The 17,911-nt window shown below is 69.9% G+C and carries 18 protein-coding genes; 4 read left to right on the forward strand and 14 right to left on the reverse strand.

What is annotated here, in order from left to right:
* The 5 genes from DY218_RS31075 to DY218_RS31095 form a co-directional block, all read right to left on the reverse strand.
* On the reverse strand, window positions 1–466 hold a 466-nt coding region (locus tag DY218_RS31075), incomplete at its 3' end, for an SRPBCC family protein (protein ID WP_199566911.1).
* Window positions 467–561: 95 nt separating this feature from the next.
* Complete coding sequence (locus DY218_RS31080) at window positions 562–2,187, reverse strand: polyamine aminopropyltransferase (RefSeq protein ID WP_407703707.1); 1,626 nt, start codon at window positions 2,185–2,187, stop codon at window positions 562–564.
* A 72-nt stretch (window positions 2,188–2,259) separates the two neighbouring features.
* Window positions 2,260–2,778, reverse strand: coding sequence for a DUF2617 family protein (locus DY218_RS31085; RefSeq protein WP_128559511.1), 519 nt, complete (start codon window positions 2,776–2,778; stop codon window positions 2,260–2,262).
* Between the two features lie 279 nt (window positions 2,779–3,057).
* On the reverse strand, window positions 3,058–3,405 hold the full coding sequence (locus DY218_RS31090; RefSeq protein ID WP_199566912.1) for a hypothetical protein: 348 nt from the start codon (window positions 3,403–3,405) through the stop codon (window positions 3,058–3,060).
* A gap of 34 nt (window positions 3,406–3,439) precedes the next feature.
* On the reverse strand, window positions 3,440–3,640 hold the full coding sequence (locus DY218_RS31095; RefSeq protein ID WP_128559512.1) for a hypothetical protein: 201 nt from the start codon (window positions 3,638–3,640) through the stop codon (window positions 3,440–3,442).
* 492 nt (window positions 3,641–4,132) lie between these two features.
* On the opposite strand from DY218_RS31095, the gene DY218_RS31105 reads away from it, so the two are divergent.
* Entirely contained in the window at window positions 4,133–5,341 is a 1,209-nt protein-coding gene (locus DY218_RS31105; protein ID WP_128559513.1) for a pyridoxal phosphate-dependent aminotransferase, read from the forward strand.
* Between the two features lie 12 nt (window positions 5,342–5,353).
* On the opposite strand, the gene DY218_RS31110 is transcribed toward DY218_RS31105, so the two are convergent.
* The 4 genes from DY218_RS31110 to clpB all read right to left on the reverse strand — a co-directional run bounded on the left by DY218_RS31110 (window position 5,354) and on the right by clpB (window position 9,979).
* Window positions 5,354–5,899, reverse strand: a complete 546-nt coding sequence (locus DY218_RS31110) for a Uma2 family endonuclease (protein ID WP_128559514.1) — start codon at window positions 5,897–5,899, stop codon at window positions 5,354–5,356.
* Between the two features lie 94 nt (window positions 5,900–5,993).
* On the reverse strand, window positions 5,994–6,479 hold the full coding sequence (locus DY218_RS31115) for a prevent-host-death family protein (RefSeq protein WP_128559515.1): 486 nt from the start codon (window positions 6,477–6,479) through the stop codon (window positions 5,994–5,996).
* A 154-nt stretch (window positions 6,480–6,633) separates the two neighbouring features.
* Window positions 6,634–7,188, reverse strand: coding sequence for a YbjN domain-containing protein (locus tag DY218_RS31120; RefSeq protein ID WP_128559516.1), 555 nt, complete (start codon window positions 7,186–7,188; stop codon window positions 6,634–6,636).
* Between the two features lie 160 nt (window positions 7,189–7,348).
* Entirely contained in the window at window positions 7,349–9,979 is a 2,631-nt protein-coding gene (gene clpB / locus DY218_RS31125) for an ATP-dependent chaperone ClpB (protein ID WP_128559517.1), read from the reverse strand.
* Between the two features lie 260 nt (window positions 9,980–10,239).
* On the opposite strand from clpB, the gene DY218_RS31130 reads away from it, so the two are divergent.
* Window positions 10,240–10,668: a pyridoxamine 5'-phosphate oxidase family protein gene (locus DY218_RS31130; protein ID WP_128559518.1), complete on the forward strand. Its 429-nt coding sequence runs from the start codon at window positions 10,240–10,242 to the stop codon at window positions 10,666–10,668.
* Between the two features lie 116 nt (window positions 10,669–10,784).
* On the opposite strand, the gene DY218_RS31135 is transcribed toward DY218_RS31130, so the two are convergent.
* On the reverse strand, window positions 10,785–11,105 hold the full coding sequence (locus DY218_RS31135; protein ID WP_128559519.1) for a Rieske (2Fe-2S) protein: 321 nt from the start codon (window positions 11,103–11,105) through the stop codon (window positions 10,785–10,787).
* 322 nt (window positions 11,106–11,427) lie between these two features.
* Here DY218_RS31135 and DY218_RS31140 point away from each other — a divergent pair, with 322 nt between their 5' ends.
* A complete protein-coding gene (locus DY218_RS31140) occupies window positions 11,428–12,408 on the forward strand; it encodes a helix-turn-helix transcriptional regulator (RefSeq protein ID WP_128559520.1) in 981 nt (326 codons plus the stop codon).
* Here the strand turns inward: DY218_RS31140 and DY218_RS31145 are convergent.
* Together DY218_RS31145 and DY218_RS31150 are read right to left on the reverse strand one after the other, a co-directional pair.
* Window positions 12,374–13,366 carry a LuxR C-terminal-related transcriptional regulator gene (locus DY218_RS31145; RefSeq protein WP_128559521.1) on the reverse strand — a complete coding sequence of 331 codons (993 nt, stop codon included), beginning with the start codon at window positions 13,364–13,366 and terminating at the stop codon, window positions 12,374–12,376. The genes DY218_RS31140 and DY218_RS31145 overlap by 35 nt on opposite strands.
* Window positions 13,367–13,643: 277 nt before the next feature.
* Complete coding sequence (locus tag DY218_RS31150) at window positions 13,644–13,892, reverse strand: helix-turn-helix domain-containing protein (protein WP_128559522.1); 249 nt, start codon at window positions 13,890–13,892, stop codon at window positions 13,644–13,646.
* Between the two features lie 309 nt (window positions 13,893–14,201).
* On the opposite strand from DY218_RS31150, the gene DY218_RS31155 reads away from it, so the two are divergent.
* Window positions 14,202–14,873: a helix-turn-helix transcriptional regulator gene (locus DY218_RS31155; protein ID WP_158574173.1), complete on the forward strand. Its 672-nt coding sequence runs from the start codon at window positions 14,202–14,204 to the stop codon at window positions 14,871–14,873.
* A gap of 42 nt (window positions 14,874–14,915) precedes the next feature.
* Here the strand turns inward: DY218_RS31155 and DY218_RS31160 are convergent, their stop codons facing one another.
* Window positions 14,916–17,084, reverse strand: coding sequence for a hypothetical protein (locus tag DY218_RS31160; protein ID WP_128559524.1), 2,169 nt, complete (start codon window positions 17,082–17,084; stop codon window positions 14,916–14,918).
* Complete coding sequence (locus DY218_RS31165; protein ID WP_128559525.1) at window positions 17,081–17,782, reverse strand: ABC transporter ATP-binding protein; 702 nt, start codon at window positions 17,780–17,782, stop codon at window positions 17,081–17,083. The genes DY218_RS31160 and DY218_RS31165 overlap by 4 nt, the downstream gene beginning before the upstream one ends.
* Window positions 17,783–17,911: the final 129 nt, after the last annotated feature.

Genomic DNA, 17,911 nt, shown 5'->3' on the forward strand with positions numbered 1-17,911 from the left:
CCGTCTCGGCCCCGGCGCCGCTGCCGTCCGCCACCCCCTCCGCGAGCCGCCGCGCAAAGCGGTCGAGCAGGCGGCGGGCCGCGGAGGCCACGGCCGCGGGCTCGAACTCCGCGGCCCGGCCCTGCGCCTTCGCGGTGCCCGAGAACGCCATCGTCGTACCGCCGTCGGCCGGCAACAGCCTTATCGTCAGGGAGAGTCGGACCCCACCGGAGCCGCGCGCCTCGGTGCCTTCGCCGTCCACGGAGAAGGCCGGCTCCGCGCCACCCGTGCGCTCCGTGACCCGCAGCGCCCCGCGGTACGTGATGCTGTGGCCCGCGATACGGACCTTGAGCCGGCCGGCGACCGGCTCGGCCCCCTCACGTGCCTCACGCTGCAGACCGGGCACACTGCGCGCGACGCGCGACGCGTCCCCCAGGGCCGCACGGACGGGCTCGGGCAACACCGGAACGAACACCTCATGCTCCATGGCAGCCGAGCCTACCCACGGGCGCCCGGCCTGCACCCCCTCAGACCGGTTTCCGTCGCACCGGCCTCGGCTCCGCGGCGCCCGCTGCCGCGCCCTCACCGCTGCGCGTACCGCGGATGGGTCAGGGTCGACGGTGGGAGGCCGGTGATCCGGCTGCGTTCCGCCAGCCGTGCGCCCTGGTCCAGGGCCGACCGGGTCAGTCCGCGCCGTGGTACGGACGGGTCGAGGCCGAGGGCGGGCCGGGTGCGCCCGGCGAGCAGGAAGCCCCAGTCACGGGGCGTACGCACGGAGGCGGACGAGCGGTCGGGACCGCCACCGAACCCGGCGGGCCGGCCGAACGCGCAGTACGCCGTGGTGCGCAGCCCGGCCGCCCGCACTCCCGCATCCACGGTCCAGAACGCGCGCCGCCAGTCGTCGCCCGTGGGCCCCGCATGCACCGCGAGCCGACCGCCGTCGGCAAGGAGTCTCGCCGCGAGCCCGAAGAATTCCTGCGAGTAGAGCTTGGAGCTGGCCGTGATGCCCGGATCCGGCAGATCGGAGACGACCACGTCGTACGTGCCGCGGGCGGAGCGCAGCCAGTCGAAGGCGTCGGCCTGGGTGACACGGACCCGGGAATCGTGCAGCGACCGCCGGTTGAGGGCCGCCAACTCCGGGTCCGTACGCGCCAGTTCGATCACCTCGCGGTCGAGTTCGACGACGTCCACACGGCGTACGCCCGGGTGTCGCAGGACCTCGCGGGCCGCAAGACCGTCACCGCCGCCGAGGACGAGCACGCGCGCGTGCGGGCCGTTCATCGCCGGGTGCACCAGGGCCTCGTGGTACCGGAACTCGCCCTCGCCACTGACCCGGAGCCGGCCGTCGAGATACAGATTGAGCGGCGAGCCCGCGCTGCCGGTGAGGACGATCTCCTGCACGTCGCTCTGCACGGCGATCCGCACCTCGTCCCCGTAGAGGGCATTGCGCGCACTGCGCTCGAAGTCGTCGACCAGGACGGCCGCGGAGGCGAGGACGGCGAGGACCAGGAGCGAGGCGACGAGCAGCAGACGCCGGGACCGCCCGGTCAGATCCCGCCCGAAGAGGCCGAGGACCAGCCCGCTGCCCGCCACCACATTGACCGCGCCGGTCACCAGGGCTCCGGTCAACTGCCCGAACAGCGGCAGCATCAGGAACGGGAAGGCGAGCCCGCCGACCAGGCCGCCCACATAGTCCGCGGCGAAGAGGTCGGCGACCGCGCCGCCCGCGTCCTGCCGTCTGATCCGCTGGATCAGGGTCATCAGGAGCGGCACCTCGGCGCCGATCAGCACCCCGACTGCCAGCGAGAACGCGATCAGGAGCAGCCTCGTGTGACCGCCCCAGACGAACCCGGCGTACAGCGCGAGCGCACTGCTCCCGCCGATCAGCGCGAGCGCCACCTCGATCGCCCCGAACCCGGCGGCGGCGTGTCCGCGCAGCCGCTTGGCGAGCAGCGAGCCGACCCCCATGGCGAACACCATGAGGGAGAGCACGATCGACGCCTGGGTGACCGAGTCCCCGATCAAGTACGAGGCGAGTGCGACCAGTTCGAGTTCGTACACCAGGCCGCAGGCCGCGCAGACGAACACGCCGAGCAGGACCAGGAACCGCCCCGTGCGGGCACTCACGGGCAGCGCCACGGCAGCCCCCGGCTCCCCGATCCGGGCGGGGGCAGGGGGTTTGAGCTCGGCTCGCGGCGGTTCGATCACGCTCGGCACGCTACGTCACCCCTGTTGTACAAAGGGTCACCCACAGGAGTGCAACTGAGGCATCGCGCGCGGTCAGGCCGGCGCGGGCTGGCGCACGCCGACCCGGGTCCGGGTCGAGACGAGCTGGCCCTCCTGCGGGTACGCATGCCAGGTGCGCCAGAGCACCTGCCCCTCGATCCGCTGGGCGAGCAGCGCGGTGAACGCGTACGGACTGCCGGGGAAGACTCCCACGATCCCGTTGGGATGGTCGGCGACCAGCGCGATCAACTCCTGGGCGCGACCCGCGAACGCGGCCGCCGACAGGGTCTCGACGCGCGCCGCGAACTCGTACTCGCTCTCCCCGACCCGCTTGGCCACCCCGAGCGGCAGCGGAGTGCTGCTGCCGGGGATGCAGGCGACCGTCTCCGAGCAGATGCCCTGGTCCTGGTCGAGCAGGACCTGATGGGAGGCGCCGAGGAGCCTCAACTGGATGACGGCTCCCGACAGTTGGAGATCGAGCACGGCGAGCGCGGGCAGCGGCTCGCGGCCGAGCGCCCACGCGAGATCGTCCGCACGCGTATCGGTGTAAGAGGTCCTGAGGGTCGTGAGCATGGGTCGGCTCCGCAAGGATCACGCAGTGAAAGTTGAGCCGGTCCGACCTGGTGGGACCGGAACGAGCTCCGGGGCCAGGGGGTCGCCGGCTGTCCGCCCGCGATTCGTCCGAGGGCTGCGTTGACGGATAGAGCGAATCATGAACGGGTCCGTTGACACAGCGCTTTTACCCAATTACTCAGAGTTTCCATCCCCAGGGTGCTGCACAGTTCAGGTGTTCTCCACCCTTCAACCATGCCCCCGGCAAAGGCCGTTCGCGGCGCGCCCGGGGTGCGGGATTCAGCCACCGCCGCCGCAGCCGCCCCCACCACCGCCTCCGCAGCCACCTCCACCGCACGAGGAGCCGCCACCGCACGAGGACCCGCCACCGCACGAGGACCCGCCGCCGCAGGACGAGTCGCCGGAGCCGCCGTCGGATCCGGCGACGTATCCCCCACCGGCGGCGCCTCCGGCCGCCCAGCTGCTGTTCCTGTTGCGGGCCCACCGGTCACCGCCGCCGGCCGCCGCGCGCCGTCGTTTGTCCTTGTGGACGGCCGCCCAGGCGACCAGCGCGATCGCCGCCATCAGTACGAGGGTCACGATGAGCGCCCCCGGATTGCCGTTCGTGTCGGTCGCCGCGTTGAACATGCCTTCCCCCTGGATCCGCGTGCGTGAAGAAACGTCAGGAACTGCTGCCGCAGGACGAGCCGCCGCCTGCGCCGCCGCCACCGAAGCCGCCACCGCTGCCCCAGCCGCCACTGCCCCTGTTCCGGCTGCGGCGCGACTGCGAGCCCGAGCGGCCGCCGGTCACGAGGGCGCCGACGAGCACCACGGCCACCACGATGATCACGATGCCGGCGATGAAGATCCCGCCACCTGCCATGACTTCCTCCTCCGGACGATTACACGGTCCGTGGCCGCCTACCCCGTACGGATCGGGCCATCGCCTACCCCGTATAGGACGGGCGCAGGTGCAGATTCGGTTCTCCACCCTGCCCGGCCCGCCGCCCGGAGCCGTACTCAGCCTCCCCCGCCACCACAGCCGCCCCCGCCGCCACAACCCCCGCCACCTCCGCACGAGGACCCGCCCCCGCACCCGGCTCCGCCGCCCGCGCCCCCGCCGCCGGCTCCACCGGCCCAACCACTGCGCCGGTTACGGCGGTTGCGGTCCACCTGCCGCGGGTCGTGCCCGGCCATCACCGCCCGGACGACCCCGAACACGACCAGTACGGCCACCACGCCGAGCACGGCACCGCTTCCGAAGAACTCCATGGCTTCCCCCATTCCGCCGTATGTCCTCCTGCTGTCCAGTGGAGATCCCCGGCCGCTCCCCGCCCCAAAGCAGAGTTGAGGAACTCCAGAGGTTCGGCGCAGGATGGCGCCCATGACCTCCACCGAACGCCGCCCGCTCCTGAACCGCCGGCTCGCCGAGTTCGGCACGACGATCTTCGCCGAGATGTCGGCGCTCGCCGTGCGCACCGGCGCCATCAACCTCGGCCAGGGCTTCCCCGACACCGACGGTCCCGAGTCGGTGCGCGAGGCGGCGGTTCGGGCGCTGCGCGACGGCCGCGGCAATCAGTACCCGCCGGGCCCCGGCGTCCCCGAACTGCGCGAGGCGATCGCCGAGCACCAGGCCAAGCGGTACGGCCTGACCTACGACCCCGACCGCGAGGTCCTGGTCACGGCCGGCGCGACGGAGGCACTCGCCGCATCGCTCCTCGCGCTCGTGGAGCCCGGCGACGAGGTCATCGCCCTGGAGCCGTACTACGACTCGTACGCGGCGAGCATCGCCCTGGCCGGCGGCACCCGCGTCCCCGTGACGCTGCGGTCCACCGGCCCCGACGACCCGCAGGGCCCCCGCTTCCGGCTCGACCTCGACGAGCTGCGCGACGCCGTCACCGACCGCACCCGGCTGCTGCTCCTCAACACACCGCACAACCCGACCGGCACCGTCCTGACCCGCGAGGAACTCGCCGCGATCGCCGAACTGGCCGTGGAGCGCGATCTGTTGGTGGTCACCGACGAGGTCTACGAGCACCTGGTCTTCGACGGCGAGCACGTGCCCCTCGCCTCGTTCCCCGGCATGCGCGAGCGCACCGTCACCATCTCCTCCGCGGGCAAGACCTTCTCCTTCACCGGCTGGAAGGTCGGCTGGGTCACCGCGACCCCCGAGCTGGTCAGCGCGGTCCGCTCCGCCAAGCAGTTCCTGACGTTCGTGTCCGCGGGCCCCTTCCAGTACGCCGTCGCCGAGGCGCTCGCGCTGCCCGACTCGTACTTCCACGAGCTGCGCGAGGACCTGCGCGCCAAGCGCGACCTGCTCGCCGCGGGGCTCGCCGACGCGGGCTTCGGCGTACACCGCACCCAGGGCACGTACTTCGTCACCACCGACATCCGGCCGCTCGGCGAGAGCGACGGCTTCGCCTTCTGCCGCGACCTGCCCGAGCGCGCCGGCGTCGTCGCCGTCCCCAACGCCGTCTTCTACGACCACCAGGACGCCGGCGCCCCCTTCGTCCGCTTCGCCTTCTGCAAACGCGAATCCGTCCTCACGGAGGCGGTGGCCCGCCTCGGCACCGCCCTGGGCTGACGGGAGCAGGAATCAGTCGCCGTCGTCCGGGAGAGGGAGTTCGTCGAGATCGAGAGTAAAAGTGCGGCCGTCGGCCAGCGCAATGGGCAGCTTTCCCGTGCCGTACTTGTGCGTGTGCGCCGAAATGTAACCGGTGCCGGTCGGAGTGGTGTGCAGTACGACCTCACCGGCGTAGGGGTCCACGATCAGGTAGACGGGAATGCCGTACCTCCCGTACTTGGCCGTGCAGTCGTCGTAGTCCTTGCGCGCGGACGAGGCGGAGACGACCTCTGAGATCAGCAGGACGTCCTCGAAGCTGTACCGCTTGCCCTCCCGGCGGGCGTCCTCACGAAGAATGGCGAGATCGGGAGCGGAGTTTTCATCGGCCGGGAAGTCGATGTACACGTCGGAAGTGACCTTCGCGTGACGGCCCAGGGCAGCGGCGGAATCGATCTGCAGAGACCGGATCGTGCTCGAGTGCTCCTCACTCTGAGGCGTCATGATCACCTTTCCGTCGGCACCGAACAGGACGGTGTACCCCGCGGGGAATTCGGTGTGCACGATCGCGTCGACGCTCATGGGCAGCTCCTTCCCGTGTGTGGCCAGGATACGGCGGGCGAGTCCACATGACCGGTCACGGCGGAGGACCTCGCAGCCCCTGGCGCCTTCGGGCTCACCCCCGCACCCCGACCGGGCCGAGAGAGACGTCGTCGAGCGGACGCTGCGACTCCGTCAGTTGGTCGGGGTCCGCGTTGATACGGGCCGTGGCTCGCCAAGACACGATCACCCGGTGCACGGCTTCGCCCGCATCCAGTTCAGCCGCATCGGACAGCGCTTCGAGCAACTCGACGGTGAAGGCCCGGACCTCCTCCGCACCGAGATGCCGCACCCAGGGGAACACCTCGGGCAGCGCGAGCAGCAGCGAATTGGCCCCCTCGTCCTGCTTCATCAGCGCGAGAAAGAGCCGCGAGGCGGTGGTCAGATTCTCCTCGGCGTGCTCCGCGCGCGCGGCCGTCGTCAGCACCATGTCGGGCGCATCCCGATGCGTGACACGGAGACGCCCCAGAGCAGCAGCTCTCGCCGCGACCCCTTTGGGGTTGCGCGAGAGGTCGGTGAACGAAACGGACTCGGTCTCGACTTCCAGATGCGCGGCTACCATGAATCAGAGGTTACTCAGAACGTAATCTGAGAGCAAGCCGCTTCCTGGTACTCGGCACAGAGTCCGCGTCGCCGCACGACAAGAGCCCGGCACCGTCCCGCCACCCGTGGGGTGGTCGGTGGTGCCGGGCTCCGTTCGGGGCCGTGCGGCAGGGTCAGCCCGCGTCCTCGTCGCCCGGCTTCTCCGCCGAGTCGACCTCCTCGACGAGGCCGAGGTGCTCGACCAGCCAGCGGTCGAACTCGATCGCCGCGCGCACCCAGCTGACCGTCGAGGACACGAAGTGCTCGAGGCTGACGCCGGTGCCGATGAGCATCTGCGCCTCACCGATCACGCGGACGGTCGTCGGGCCGCCCTCCTCCTCGTGGGTGTGGCTGTAGACCTTGGGCCACAGGGTGCGGCGGTTCCAGTCGTCGATCGCGTCGAGGATCTGCGGCTTGGACTCGATGGCGTGCGGCCGGTCGTAGAACGTACGGACCGAGAAGACCTGCTGGTCGCCCTCGCCACGGAACATGAAGTACGTACGGAAGTTCTCCCACGGCGCCGCGAGGTCGCCCTCGTCGTCGACGACGTGCTTGAGCTCCATCTGGTCCAGGAGCTGCTTGACCAGGTCCTGGTCGGGCACGATCGGGCCCGCCGGTGCGTCGCCGCCCTGCTGCGGCTCGGGCTGCTGGCCCCCGAAGTTCGGAATCGAGGACGGGTCGATAGTCATTCCTGGTACTCCTGAGTATTGCGCTGAGGTGCTCGGGTCTTCGGACGTATGCAATCTGCTGCTTCGACCCTAGTCGCGATGACCGGGCGCCCGTCCAGTCGCCGGGCGACAGTCCCGGCCGCGACGGCCTGGATGGCCGGGACTGTGCGCCGGGTACCCCTCAGGCCGACTCCGGTACCTTCTGCAGCGGATCCGGCGCATCCGGCGCGGTGGCGCGGCCGACGAGGAGTCCCTCGCCCGCGACGTCCACCCGGACCGTGTCGCCGTCCGTGATCTCGCCGGAGAGGATCTCGCGCGCGAGGCTGTCGCCGATCGCCGTCTGCACCAGTCGCCGCAGCGGCCGCGCACCGTACGCCGGGTCGTTGCCCTCGTCGGCGAGCCAGGCCAGGGCGGCCGGCGAGACCTCGAGGGTGAGCTGCCGCTCGGCGAGGCGCCTGGCCAGCCGGTCGATCTGCAGGCCCGCGATCCGGCTCAGCTCGTCCTTGTCGAGGGCCGAGAAGACCACCAGGTCGTCGAGCCGGTTGAGGAACTCCGGCTTGAACGAGGCCCGTACGGTCTGCAGCACCTGCTGCTTCTTCTGCTCCGGCGAGGTGTCCTGCTCGACCAGGTACTGGCTGCCCAGGTTGGACGTCAGGATCAGGATGGTGTTGCGGAAGTCGACCGTCCGGCCCTGGCCGTCGGTGAGCCGGCCGTCGTCGAGCACCTGCAGCAGGATGTCGAAGACCTCCGGGTGCGCCTTCTCCACCTCGTCGAGCAGCACCACCGAGTACGGACGCCGGCGCACCGCCTCGGTGAGCTGGCCGCCCTCCTCGTACCCCACATATCCGGGCGGGGCTCCGACCAGGCGGGCGACGCTGTGCTTCTCGCCGTACTCCGACATGTCGATACGGACCATCGCCCGCTCGTCGTCGAAGAGGAAGTCCGCGAGCGCCTTGGCCAGTTCGGTCTTCCCGACGCCGGTCGGACCGAGGAACAGGAAGGACCCCGTCGGCCGGTCCGGGTCCGCGATGCCGGCGCGCGTGCGGCGCACCGCGTCCGAGACGGCCCGCACGGCCTCGCTCTGGCCGATCAGCCGCCGGCCGAGCTCCTCCTCCATGCGCAGCAGCTTCTGCGTCTCACCCTCCAGGAGGCGGCCGGCCGGGATGCCGGTCCAGGAACCCACGACCTCGGCGATGTCGTCGGAACCGACCTCGTCCTTGACCATGGTGTCCTTGGCGACCTCCTCCTCGGCGGCCGCCGCCTCCTCCAACTCCCGCTCCAGGCCCGGGATCTCGCCGTAGAGCAGCTTGGAGGCGGTGTCGAAGTCGCCGTCGCGCTGGGCGCGCTCGGCCTGCCCGCGCAGGCTGTCGAGCTTCTCCTTGAGCTCACCCACCCTGTTCAGGGACGTCTTCTCCTTGTCCCAGCGGGCGGTCAGGCCCCGCAGCTCCTCCTCGCGGTCCGCGAGATCGCGCCGCAGCTTCTCGAGGCGCTGCTTGCTGGCCGGATCGGTCTCCTTGCCGAGCGCCAGCTCCTCCATCCGCAACCGGTCGACGGAGCGCTGCAGTTCGTCGATCTCGACGGGCGAGGAGTCGATCTCCATGCGCAGCCGGGACGCGGCCTCGTCGACCAGGTCGATGGCCTTGTCGGGCAGGAAGCGCGAGGTGATGTACCGGTCGGAGAGGGTGGCGGCCGCGACCAGGGCGGAGTCCGCGATCTGCACCTTGTGGTGCGCCTCGTACCGCCCCTTGAGTCCGCGCAGGATCGCGATCGAGTCCTCGACGGTCGGCTCGGCGACCAGGACCTGCTGGAAGCGGCGCTCGAGGGCCGGGTCCTTCTCGATGCGCTCGCGGTACTCGTCCAGGGTCGTGGCGCCGACCATGCGCAGTTCGCCGCGGGCCAGCATGGGCTTCAGCATGTTCCCCGCGTCCATCGCGGAGTCGCCGCCGGCGCCCGCGCCGACGACCGTGTGCAGCTCGTCGATGAACGTGATGATCTGCCCGTCGCTCTCCTTGATCTCGGAGAGGACGGTCTTCAGACGCTCCTCGAACTCGCCGCGGTACTTCGCGCCCGCGACCATCGCCCCGAGGTCGAGCGACACGAGCCGCTTGTCGCGCAGCGATTCGGGCACGTCGCCCTTCACGATGCGCTGGGCGAGGCCCTCGACGACGGCGGTCTTGCCGACGCCGGGCTCGCCGATCAGCACCGGGTTGTTCTTCGTACGGCGCGACAGCACCTGCACCACGCGGCGGATCTCCTGGTCCCGTCCGATGACCGGGTCCAGCTTCCCCTCGCGGGCGGCGGCGGTGAAGTCCGTACCGAACTTCTCGAGGGCCTTGTACTGGCCCTCCGGGTCGGGTGTGGTCACCCGTCGGCCTCCCCTTGTCGTCTCGAAGGCGTCGAGCAGCTTCGCGGCGCTCGCACCCTGCTTGGAGAGTACGTCGCCGCTCTGACCACCCTTCGCGGCGATGCCGATGAGCAGGTGCTCGGTGGACAGGTACTCGTCGCCGAGCTCCTTGGCGCGGGTGGCCGCGTCGCTGATCACGGCGAGCAGTTCGCGGTTGGGCTGCGGGGGCGCGACCGTGGAGCCGGTGACGCTGGGCAGCGCGGCGAGTACCCGCTCCGCGCCGGTGCGTACGGCGGCCTGGTCCGCCTCGACCGCGGCGAGCAGGTCGGTGATGTTCTCGTTCTCCTCGCCCTCGAGGAGGGCGAGGAGCAGGTGCGCGGGCGTCAGGTCCGGGTGTCCGGCGGACACGGCCCGGCTGGTGGCCGCGTTGATCGCGTCGCGGCTGCGGTTGGTGAGCTCGGCGTCCACGTGTGCGTACTCCTCCTTGCGGCCCTGGGCAGGGCGGTCGGCGTCGGTCTCGGGCGGCCCACGGATGTCCCGCGAGCCCTGACTCTGTCAACGTGTACAAAGTTGAGTCTACTCCACTCAAGTGTGCGGGTCGAGCCTTGCGGGGCCCGGCCTGCGCACCGTGCGGGGCCCGTGCGGGGACGGGCGTCCGACAAGGGATACGGGAGCGGAGTGGTGGGTGCCCCGAGGCGGACGGGTACCCGGGCGATAGGTTCCGGGACATGGCCACAGACCCGCGGAACTCGTCCGCCGAAGACCCGCGGAATCCGTCCGCGCCCTACCTCAGCTTCTGGCGCGAGAAGCACGTCTGCACCCTGACCACACTCCGCCCGGACGGCACTCCGCACGTGGCCCCCGTGGGCGTCACCTACGACCCCGAGGCGGGCCTGGCCCGCGTCATCACCAGCGGATCGAGCCGCAAGGCGAGGAACGTGCTCGCCGCGGGAGAGGCCGGCGCCCCCGTCGCGGTCTGCCAGGTCGCGGGCCGGCACTGGGCGACCCTCGAGGGCCGCGCCACGGTCCGCACCGAACCGGACCGCATCGCGGACGCGGAGGCCCGCTACGCCGAGCGCTACGGACGCGGGCCGCGGGTGAACCCGGAACGGGTGGTCCTGGAGATAGCCCTCACCCGGGCCCTGGGGCGGGTCTGATCGCTAGACGGCGTCTGCCCGGCGTACGACGCACAGCGGCGCCATCGTGTTCAGGTCCACGATGGCGCCGCTGTCGGGGGAAGTGCCTGGGCGACTGATACGACGGGGGAATCGCCTCAAGCACTGCGGGGGGTGGCGGGAATCGGTTCAGACTCGACCAGGTGATGGTCGCGCTGATCAAGGTTCACAAAGATCATTCCGTACCGCACGGCGCACCGTACGGGCTGCGGTGCGCCCCGGGGGCGGCGCAGGCAGCGAAAGGCCCGGACATCGTCACCGTCCTCGTCGCGCGCGACGACCACGGGCTCACCGAACAGGGTGACCATCAACGAATCGCCACGGTGGGGGATTGCCGTCACGAGATCGATGAAGTGCCACCCGGACCGATAGGCGGAGGCCATCTCCCGCCGAAAGCTGGGGTCTTCGGGGATACTCATGCGCTCACCTACGACCAACCGGGATCGGGTGCGGCGATCGTCGCCTGCGGTGCGACGTGCCAGCCCGGGTCCGCCTCGGCAGCCGCCGTGTTGGGCGGCGCGTGCCAGCCAGGATCGGTAGCTGACCCGAGGAATCCCGCTGCCGCGACAGCGAGAGCCCCGGCAACCACTGTGCGTATGAGCTTCTTGGTCATCACCGAGCAACCTCACTTGAAGGCGGATCGTCTTTCCCCCGCATCAAAAACGATGGCCGACTCTGCGCCCTTCCACCACCAAACCGATGCATCATGTTCCTGAAATGCAGGAGCCTGGGGGTGTTCAAATGAGAGTAAATCGGGACAAGCCTTCTCATCCTCATGCTGCCACCGAACTCTGCCCAGCAGGCTCCGAGTTGTACGCATCAGCCCTGCGCGCGGGACGAATAGCCCGGTCAGAGGCGGACAGCGCCCCTTGCCTGCTCGACTTGGAGCTGCTGCATCCCGATCCGGACGACGCCCACTGGCTGAGACCGGTTCCGCCATCCACGGCGCTGGCGCAGATGTTGCACCCGATCGAGCGTGAGATTCAGGACCGTAGACGGCTCACCGTCGAACTCGCGGATGCCTTCGAGCCATTCTTGGCGATCGACGCCCAGGATCCGGCGACCACCCATGCGATCACTGTGCTTGAGGGCCTGGGCAGGATCAACGCCACTCTGGACCGCGTCATAGCTGAATGCTCCGAAGAACTCCTGACCGTCCAACCGGGTAGCGGTCGGCCGGCTTACGTGTTCGGCGAGGCCATGAGACGCGTGGACCCCCTGCTGAACCGCAACGTCCGGATGCGCACCCTCTATCAGCACACCGCCCGCCACCAGCCGGCGATCCTTGCGTATCTGGACCACGTCGGCGTCGACCGTGTCCAAGTCCGCACCCTGGAAGAGATCATCGACCGTCTCATCATCGTGGATCGCAAGGTCGCGTTCGTCCCCGCACGCCGAGATCGTCAAGTCGCCCTGGAGCTGCGCCACCCCGGCCTGGTCACCTATCTGGTCGGCGTGTTCGAGCAGTTCTGGCTGCACGGTGTGCGGCTGGACGAGGAGATTCCTTACACGGTCAAGCCGGACGGCATCTCCGGCGTACAGATCTCGATCGCCCGACTCCTCATCGAGGGGCACGTCGACGAGGCCATCGCCCGCCGACTCGGCATGAACGTCCGTACCTGCCGCGCGCACATAGCGAAGCTGGCGGCAGCCCTCGGGAGCGGCAGCCGAGCCCAACTCGGCTACCTCATCGCCCAGTCGGGGATTCTGGAGCAGAAATAGCCCTTCGTGCCGGTACGTCAAGGCCTGTCTGTGCGATACGCACACCGAGCTGCGCACGACTGGAACTCCCCAGCACATCAGCCAGCTTGGCGATGTGGCCCCGGCACGTCCTCACGTTGATGCCCAGGCGCTCCGCCACATCCGAGTCGGTCAGACCTTCCGCCAAGAGGGCAGCGATCACGCGCTCCCGATGCGTGATTCCGTCGATCTCACTCCGGCTCGGCACCGGCTTCCCATAGGGAACCGCCATGCGCCACAGGCATTCGAACGTGTCGTGCAGGTACTCCACGACGGCGGGGATCCGCACCTCCAAGGCCAGCGAACGATCAGGGACGACGGGGATGTACGCCACGGTGCGGTCGAACATCACCAGTCGCTCGGGAATCTCATCGAGCGTACGAACCTCCGGAATACCGCCCGCCTGCTCGATGTAGGCATGCAGCCCCATGCCGTGACGAGCGACATGGTTGTACAGGCTTCGCACCCGCACACCACGCTGCCCCAGCTCCGTCACCAGACGCAGAGCCTGAACGAGGCTCGACTCAGGACGAATCCCACCCGGCTGGATTCCCACGTGTTCCACGGTGCAGCGTGAGCACTCCTCGTTGATTGCCTCTTGGATTCGCTCCTTGCCCTCGATGATGCGGATCCCACCGGCAGCGGGCGCTTCCCCGATCTCCAGTCCCGCGAACCGCTCAGCCGCCGCAGCAGCAACCGCCATCCGCTTCTCCGTCGCGCCGACCTGTGCACGGATGTCACCCAACAGGCCGGCGAGCACCTCGCCCGGCCTGGACGGCAAGAGCCGTTCCAGGTTCGCGGGGTCCAACCGGAGCAGCTCCAGCTCGATCAGGCACCCCGCCTCCTCCGCCTCGGCCCTGCCGATCCCACCCTGCCGCAGCGCCCGCGCATAAACCCGCTCCCCCGCCTCACACAGATCCTCCACCCCATGCGGATGCATTCCCCACCCCTCTCGGCCGTCCCCACGATGACTCGGCGGAGTGCACGCGAGGCCATCCCCCGAAGCCACGACAGATCGCATTATTCACAACGCGTACCGACCGGGCACTAGGACGCCAGGATGGCGGCAAGTCGCCAACGAGGCCATGGACGCTGCGGAGTCACCGGCTCATCTGCTTTCGTGGAACTACGGGCTGCTTCGGCACGACCTGCGGACTTTCCCCCGGGTCCGCCCGCGCTCGGCGCCGCGCCGAAGCAGCCCGGCCGTACGGCTCGACTCAGTCGCCGCCGCCCGCGCCCCGCCGCGCGGACGCGACCTCCGCCCCGAGCACGTACCCCAGCGCGAAGCGGCTGCAGCAGCCACGGTCCTCCATCAGAAACTGCACCCGCCGCTGCACCGTCCGCTTGCTCAACGCAAGCTCCCTGGCGATCCGTTCATCACCCCAGCCGCGGGCCAGCAGGTCCACCAGCAGCCCGCCCTCGTCCCGCCGCGCCCGAACCCGCGCCGTCGCCCGTCCGTCACCCACGCCCGAGCCCCCCTCGGTCCCCCGCCGGCATCCGCACCTCCACGATGCCCCCGCCGGCGACACCCCACCAGCGTCATGTTCTGCCACACCAGGAAGGTGACGCCACGGCATATCGCCCTATAGCAGAACACATCACGATCAACACGACTTGGCCCACCATCCACAACGCCGTCACCAGCAACATGAGGATGGTTTCACCCCTAACTCCGTGCACATACTTGGTGACTGTCAGGCCTCCGTGCTCTCTGACCTCGAGCATCGGGCCGAGCCGGAATGCGCCGAAAGCGCAGGACCGCAGGGGGAACACCGATGTCAATGATCGTTGGCGTCCTGGGCGAGGACGGCGACACCCGCGAGCGCATACAGCGGACCGCCGAGTCGGCCGCAGGCGTACGCGTGGCCTTCACGGCCCCGCTGTCGCACCGCCGAAGCCTGCCCAGGACGGGCTCACCGCACCTCCTGGTCACTCTGCACCGCGACGCCCACCTCGCCCTGCGCGAACTCCGTGCCGCCGCCCAGGCCACCCCGGTCCCGACACTCCTCGTTCTCAACGAGCCCTGCACCGAGGACGACGTGTCCCGGCTCCTGCTGCACGGCGCACGCGGAATCGTCGGCACCGCCTCCGTGGAGTCCCATCTGCCGTGGGCCGTACACGCCGCCGCCGCGGGCGGACTCGCGCTCGCGCCTACGGCCACCGAAACCTTGCTCCGCTGGTGCAGCCTCTCGTCCTCGTACCACGAGGAGTCCGCCCGCGCCCACCACCGCCTGCAGCAACTGACCTCGCGGGAACGGGACGTACTCGCCATGCTGAGCACTGGCGCGTCCACACCGGAGATAGGCACAGCACTCCGGCTCAGCCCGCACACCGTGAAGGACCACGTCCAGGCCATCTACGCAAAGCTGGACGTCACCAACCGCATCCAGGCCGCCCGCGTCGAATGGCAGCAGCACCTACCGGCAGCTGAGGCTCCGGGCAAGTGAAGTACCGGGAGACGGAGGGGCGTTGACGGCCGGGGACAACTCCTACGCCCCGGAAGGCCGCCACCGCTCCGCCTCCCGCACCGCCGTGACCATGCCCCAGACAGCCAGCCCGCCCGAGCAGACGAGTGCGCCCACCGTCGTCGGCGCCATGCTCCACGGATCAGTCTCCGCGACACTCCGCACCGAGGCGGAGAGCCACCAGGACACCAACACCCCGGCGAACGAAGCGAGTACGGCAGGCAGCAGCAACGACCAGACCGCCGCCGCACGGAAGACCCCCTGCCCGGCCGACAGCACGGTCACCGGCGCCAGATCGCGCCCGAACCGCAGGAACTCCGCCAGCGCACCCGTACCGGCCGCAAGCGCAATCACCCCCACACCGAGCAGGGACATCAGACGCAGCCAGTCGACCGCGATGTCGAGCCTGCCCACGCTGCCGTAGTTGTTGACCTGTTGGACCGTGGCGGCCATGTCGAGCTCACGATGTGCGATGCGGCTGACCTCCGTCATCGACAACTGCGCGCCGTCGGTACCGACCACGAGAAGGCTCCGCAGATTCCCGGACTCCTCCGGCAGCCTCCCAAGGCCGCCCCTCTCGGCCGTGACAGCCAACTTCCCGCTGTACCCGAACGCTTCGCGGAGGCGGCGGTCGGCGGAGACCCGGGACGCGGGCGCCTCTCGGGTCCCACAGGAGAGCCCGACCTCCCGGAGCGCGGGACACCGGCCGGCGACCGCGACCCGTGCGCCGTCCTTGGCCGACACCGCGGCCGCCAGCGCATGCACCCCCGACGGGAGCGCCTCCTCGAAGGCGCGAAGCCGTTCCTTCGACGCATATGGCTGAATTCTGAGGACACTCGTACCCACCCTGTCCCGCGAATCCTTGGCGGCCTGCCCGGCCTCCGTCATCGCACCAGCCCAGACCTGCGCCTGTACGGCGAGGGCGATCGCGATCACGAGTGCAGCGATGAGACGGGTGACGGCCCGCGGACCGGCCGCCATCCGACGGCCCGACACGAGTAGCCCAGGGTTGCCGAGACGCCTCCCGATGCGCGCAAGCAGCGGACCGAGCGCGCCCACCGCCATGCCGACGATCGCGGGCAGTGCCGCCAGCGTCACCAGGCATCCGGCCGCGTAGAGCGGCACGGTCAGCTCGGGCGGCGCCAAGTCGGCGATACGCGCCGTGAAGAGCAGCGCCGGCAAGAAGACCCACAGAGGCCAGGTCCGCCTCCGCGCCCGCACAGTTGTCGGTCGCGTCGATCGCGCGGCCCGCGCCTTCGGCTGCAGCAGCACAACGGCGACAACTGTGCCCAATAGCAGAACGACATGAACCAGCACCAGCAGGGACAACGACTCCCGCGCATCGACGGCGGACACCGTCGAGCTGACACCAGGCAGCGCGAAGTCGCCCATCAGGACCGGGGACGCCGCCAGTGCGCTCACCCCGACACCGATGAGTACCGGGACGGCGGCCTCCCCGACCGTGAAGCAACAGCGCGCGACCGCACCCGCTCCGAGGGCCGTGAGCAGGGCGGTCCGGCGGTCCCTTGAAACCGCCCCCGTCCGCGCCGCGACAACAAGAAGAACCACCGCAGGCAGTACGAAGAGCCCGGCGTACACCGAATAGAACTCGCCCGAACCGAAGAAGTGAGCATGCTCGCCGGCGATTCCGGCCGTGCCCGGCTCACCGAATCCGGAGATCTTCATCATCTCCGAGCGGTCCAGCATCTGCGTGCTCGGGCGGGCGTACACGAAGTACTCCGAAGGCGATTCCAACCCCTCGTCGCCGATGACCCCCGCGAAGTATCCGTACTCGCGTCCGACTCCGTCCCGTCCGGCGGCTTCGAGCAACGCCGGCGACACGAAGGCCTCTCCGGGCTCGGGCCAGCGAGGCAGTCCCGGAGGCGGCGCCAACTCCTCGTCCAGCGGCTCGACATGGGTGATGTCGTACGGCATTCCCTCGTGCGATGCGATCGACCATTTCACCAGCGCACCGGCCTTCTCACCGGGATGCGCGGCGACCAGCCGCGGCGACCGCTCCGCACTGCGCTCCACACGGCCGTCGAACGATGCCTGGGCGAGTACGAGACCGGTGGCCGCCAGACCCAGAAGCGCCGTCGCAAGGGCGAGCGACCAGAACCTGATCCTGCCTGCCTCACCTCGCCGGGCGGAGGTCACGCCGATCCGCAGAAGATGCTGGAGGAGACCCTTCATGCCCGGTCCTTCGACGCTGCCACTGGAAGCAATGTCCCCTCGGCTATGGCCACTTGTCGGTCCGCCCGGCGCGCCACCGCCGGATCGTGGGTGACGAGCAACAGCGCGCAGTCACGGCTGCGCGGCAAGGAGAACAACAGCTCCGCCACGGAGTCCCGATGCTCCTGGTCGAGTGATCCGGTGGGTTCGTCGGCGAGCAGCAGAGACGGCTTGTTGATGAGCGCACGGGCGACCGCGGTGCGCTGGCGTTCTCCTCCAGAGAGGGTGTCGGTCGCTGGCGAGGAACCCGTCGGGACACCCAGTTCGTCGAGGAGCGACTTCGCCTCGCCGTACGCATCCGCGCGTCCCTGTCCGCCGAGCAGTCCGGCCAGCGCGACATTCTCCACCGGCGTCAACTCCGGTAGCAGCTCGCCGAATTGGAAGACCATGCCCACGTGATCCCGACGATGCCGCACGCGCCGCCGCTCCGGCATCCCGTACAGGTCCGCCCCCGCGACCCGCACCGTGCCGGCCGCGGGCTCGGCCATCCCGAGCACGCACATGAGCAGCGTGCTCTTCCCGCTGCCACTCGCACCGGTGACCGCCACCGACTCCCCGGCACCCAGACTCAGTTCCGCCCCGGCAAACAGATCCCTTCCCGGCACCCGGCAACTGACCCCATCCAATTCAAGAACGGGCGGGCCAACCACTTCATCCATATCCTGGGCCTTTGTCCTTCATGTGGGGGCATTCGGGCCACGCTCGATCACCCGAGCCTGACGTAACCGATTCACCGAGCGACGGAGCCGCCCTATCCTCAGCGATGTCGGGGGCGGCCTATAAGGGAG

Source organism: Streptomyces triticagri (assembly GCF_003429565.1).
GTDB classification, from domain to species: Bacteria; Actinomycetota; Actinomycetes; order Streptomycetales; family Streptomycetaceae; genus Streptomyces; species Streptomyces triticagri.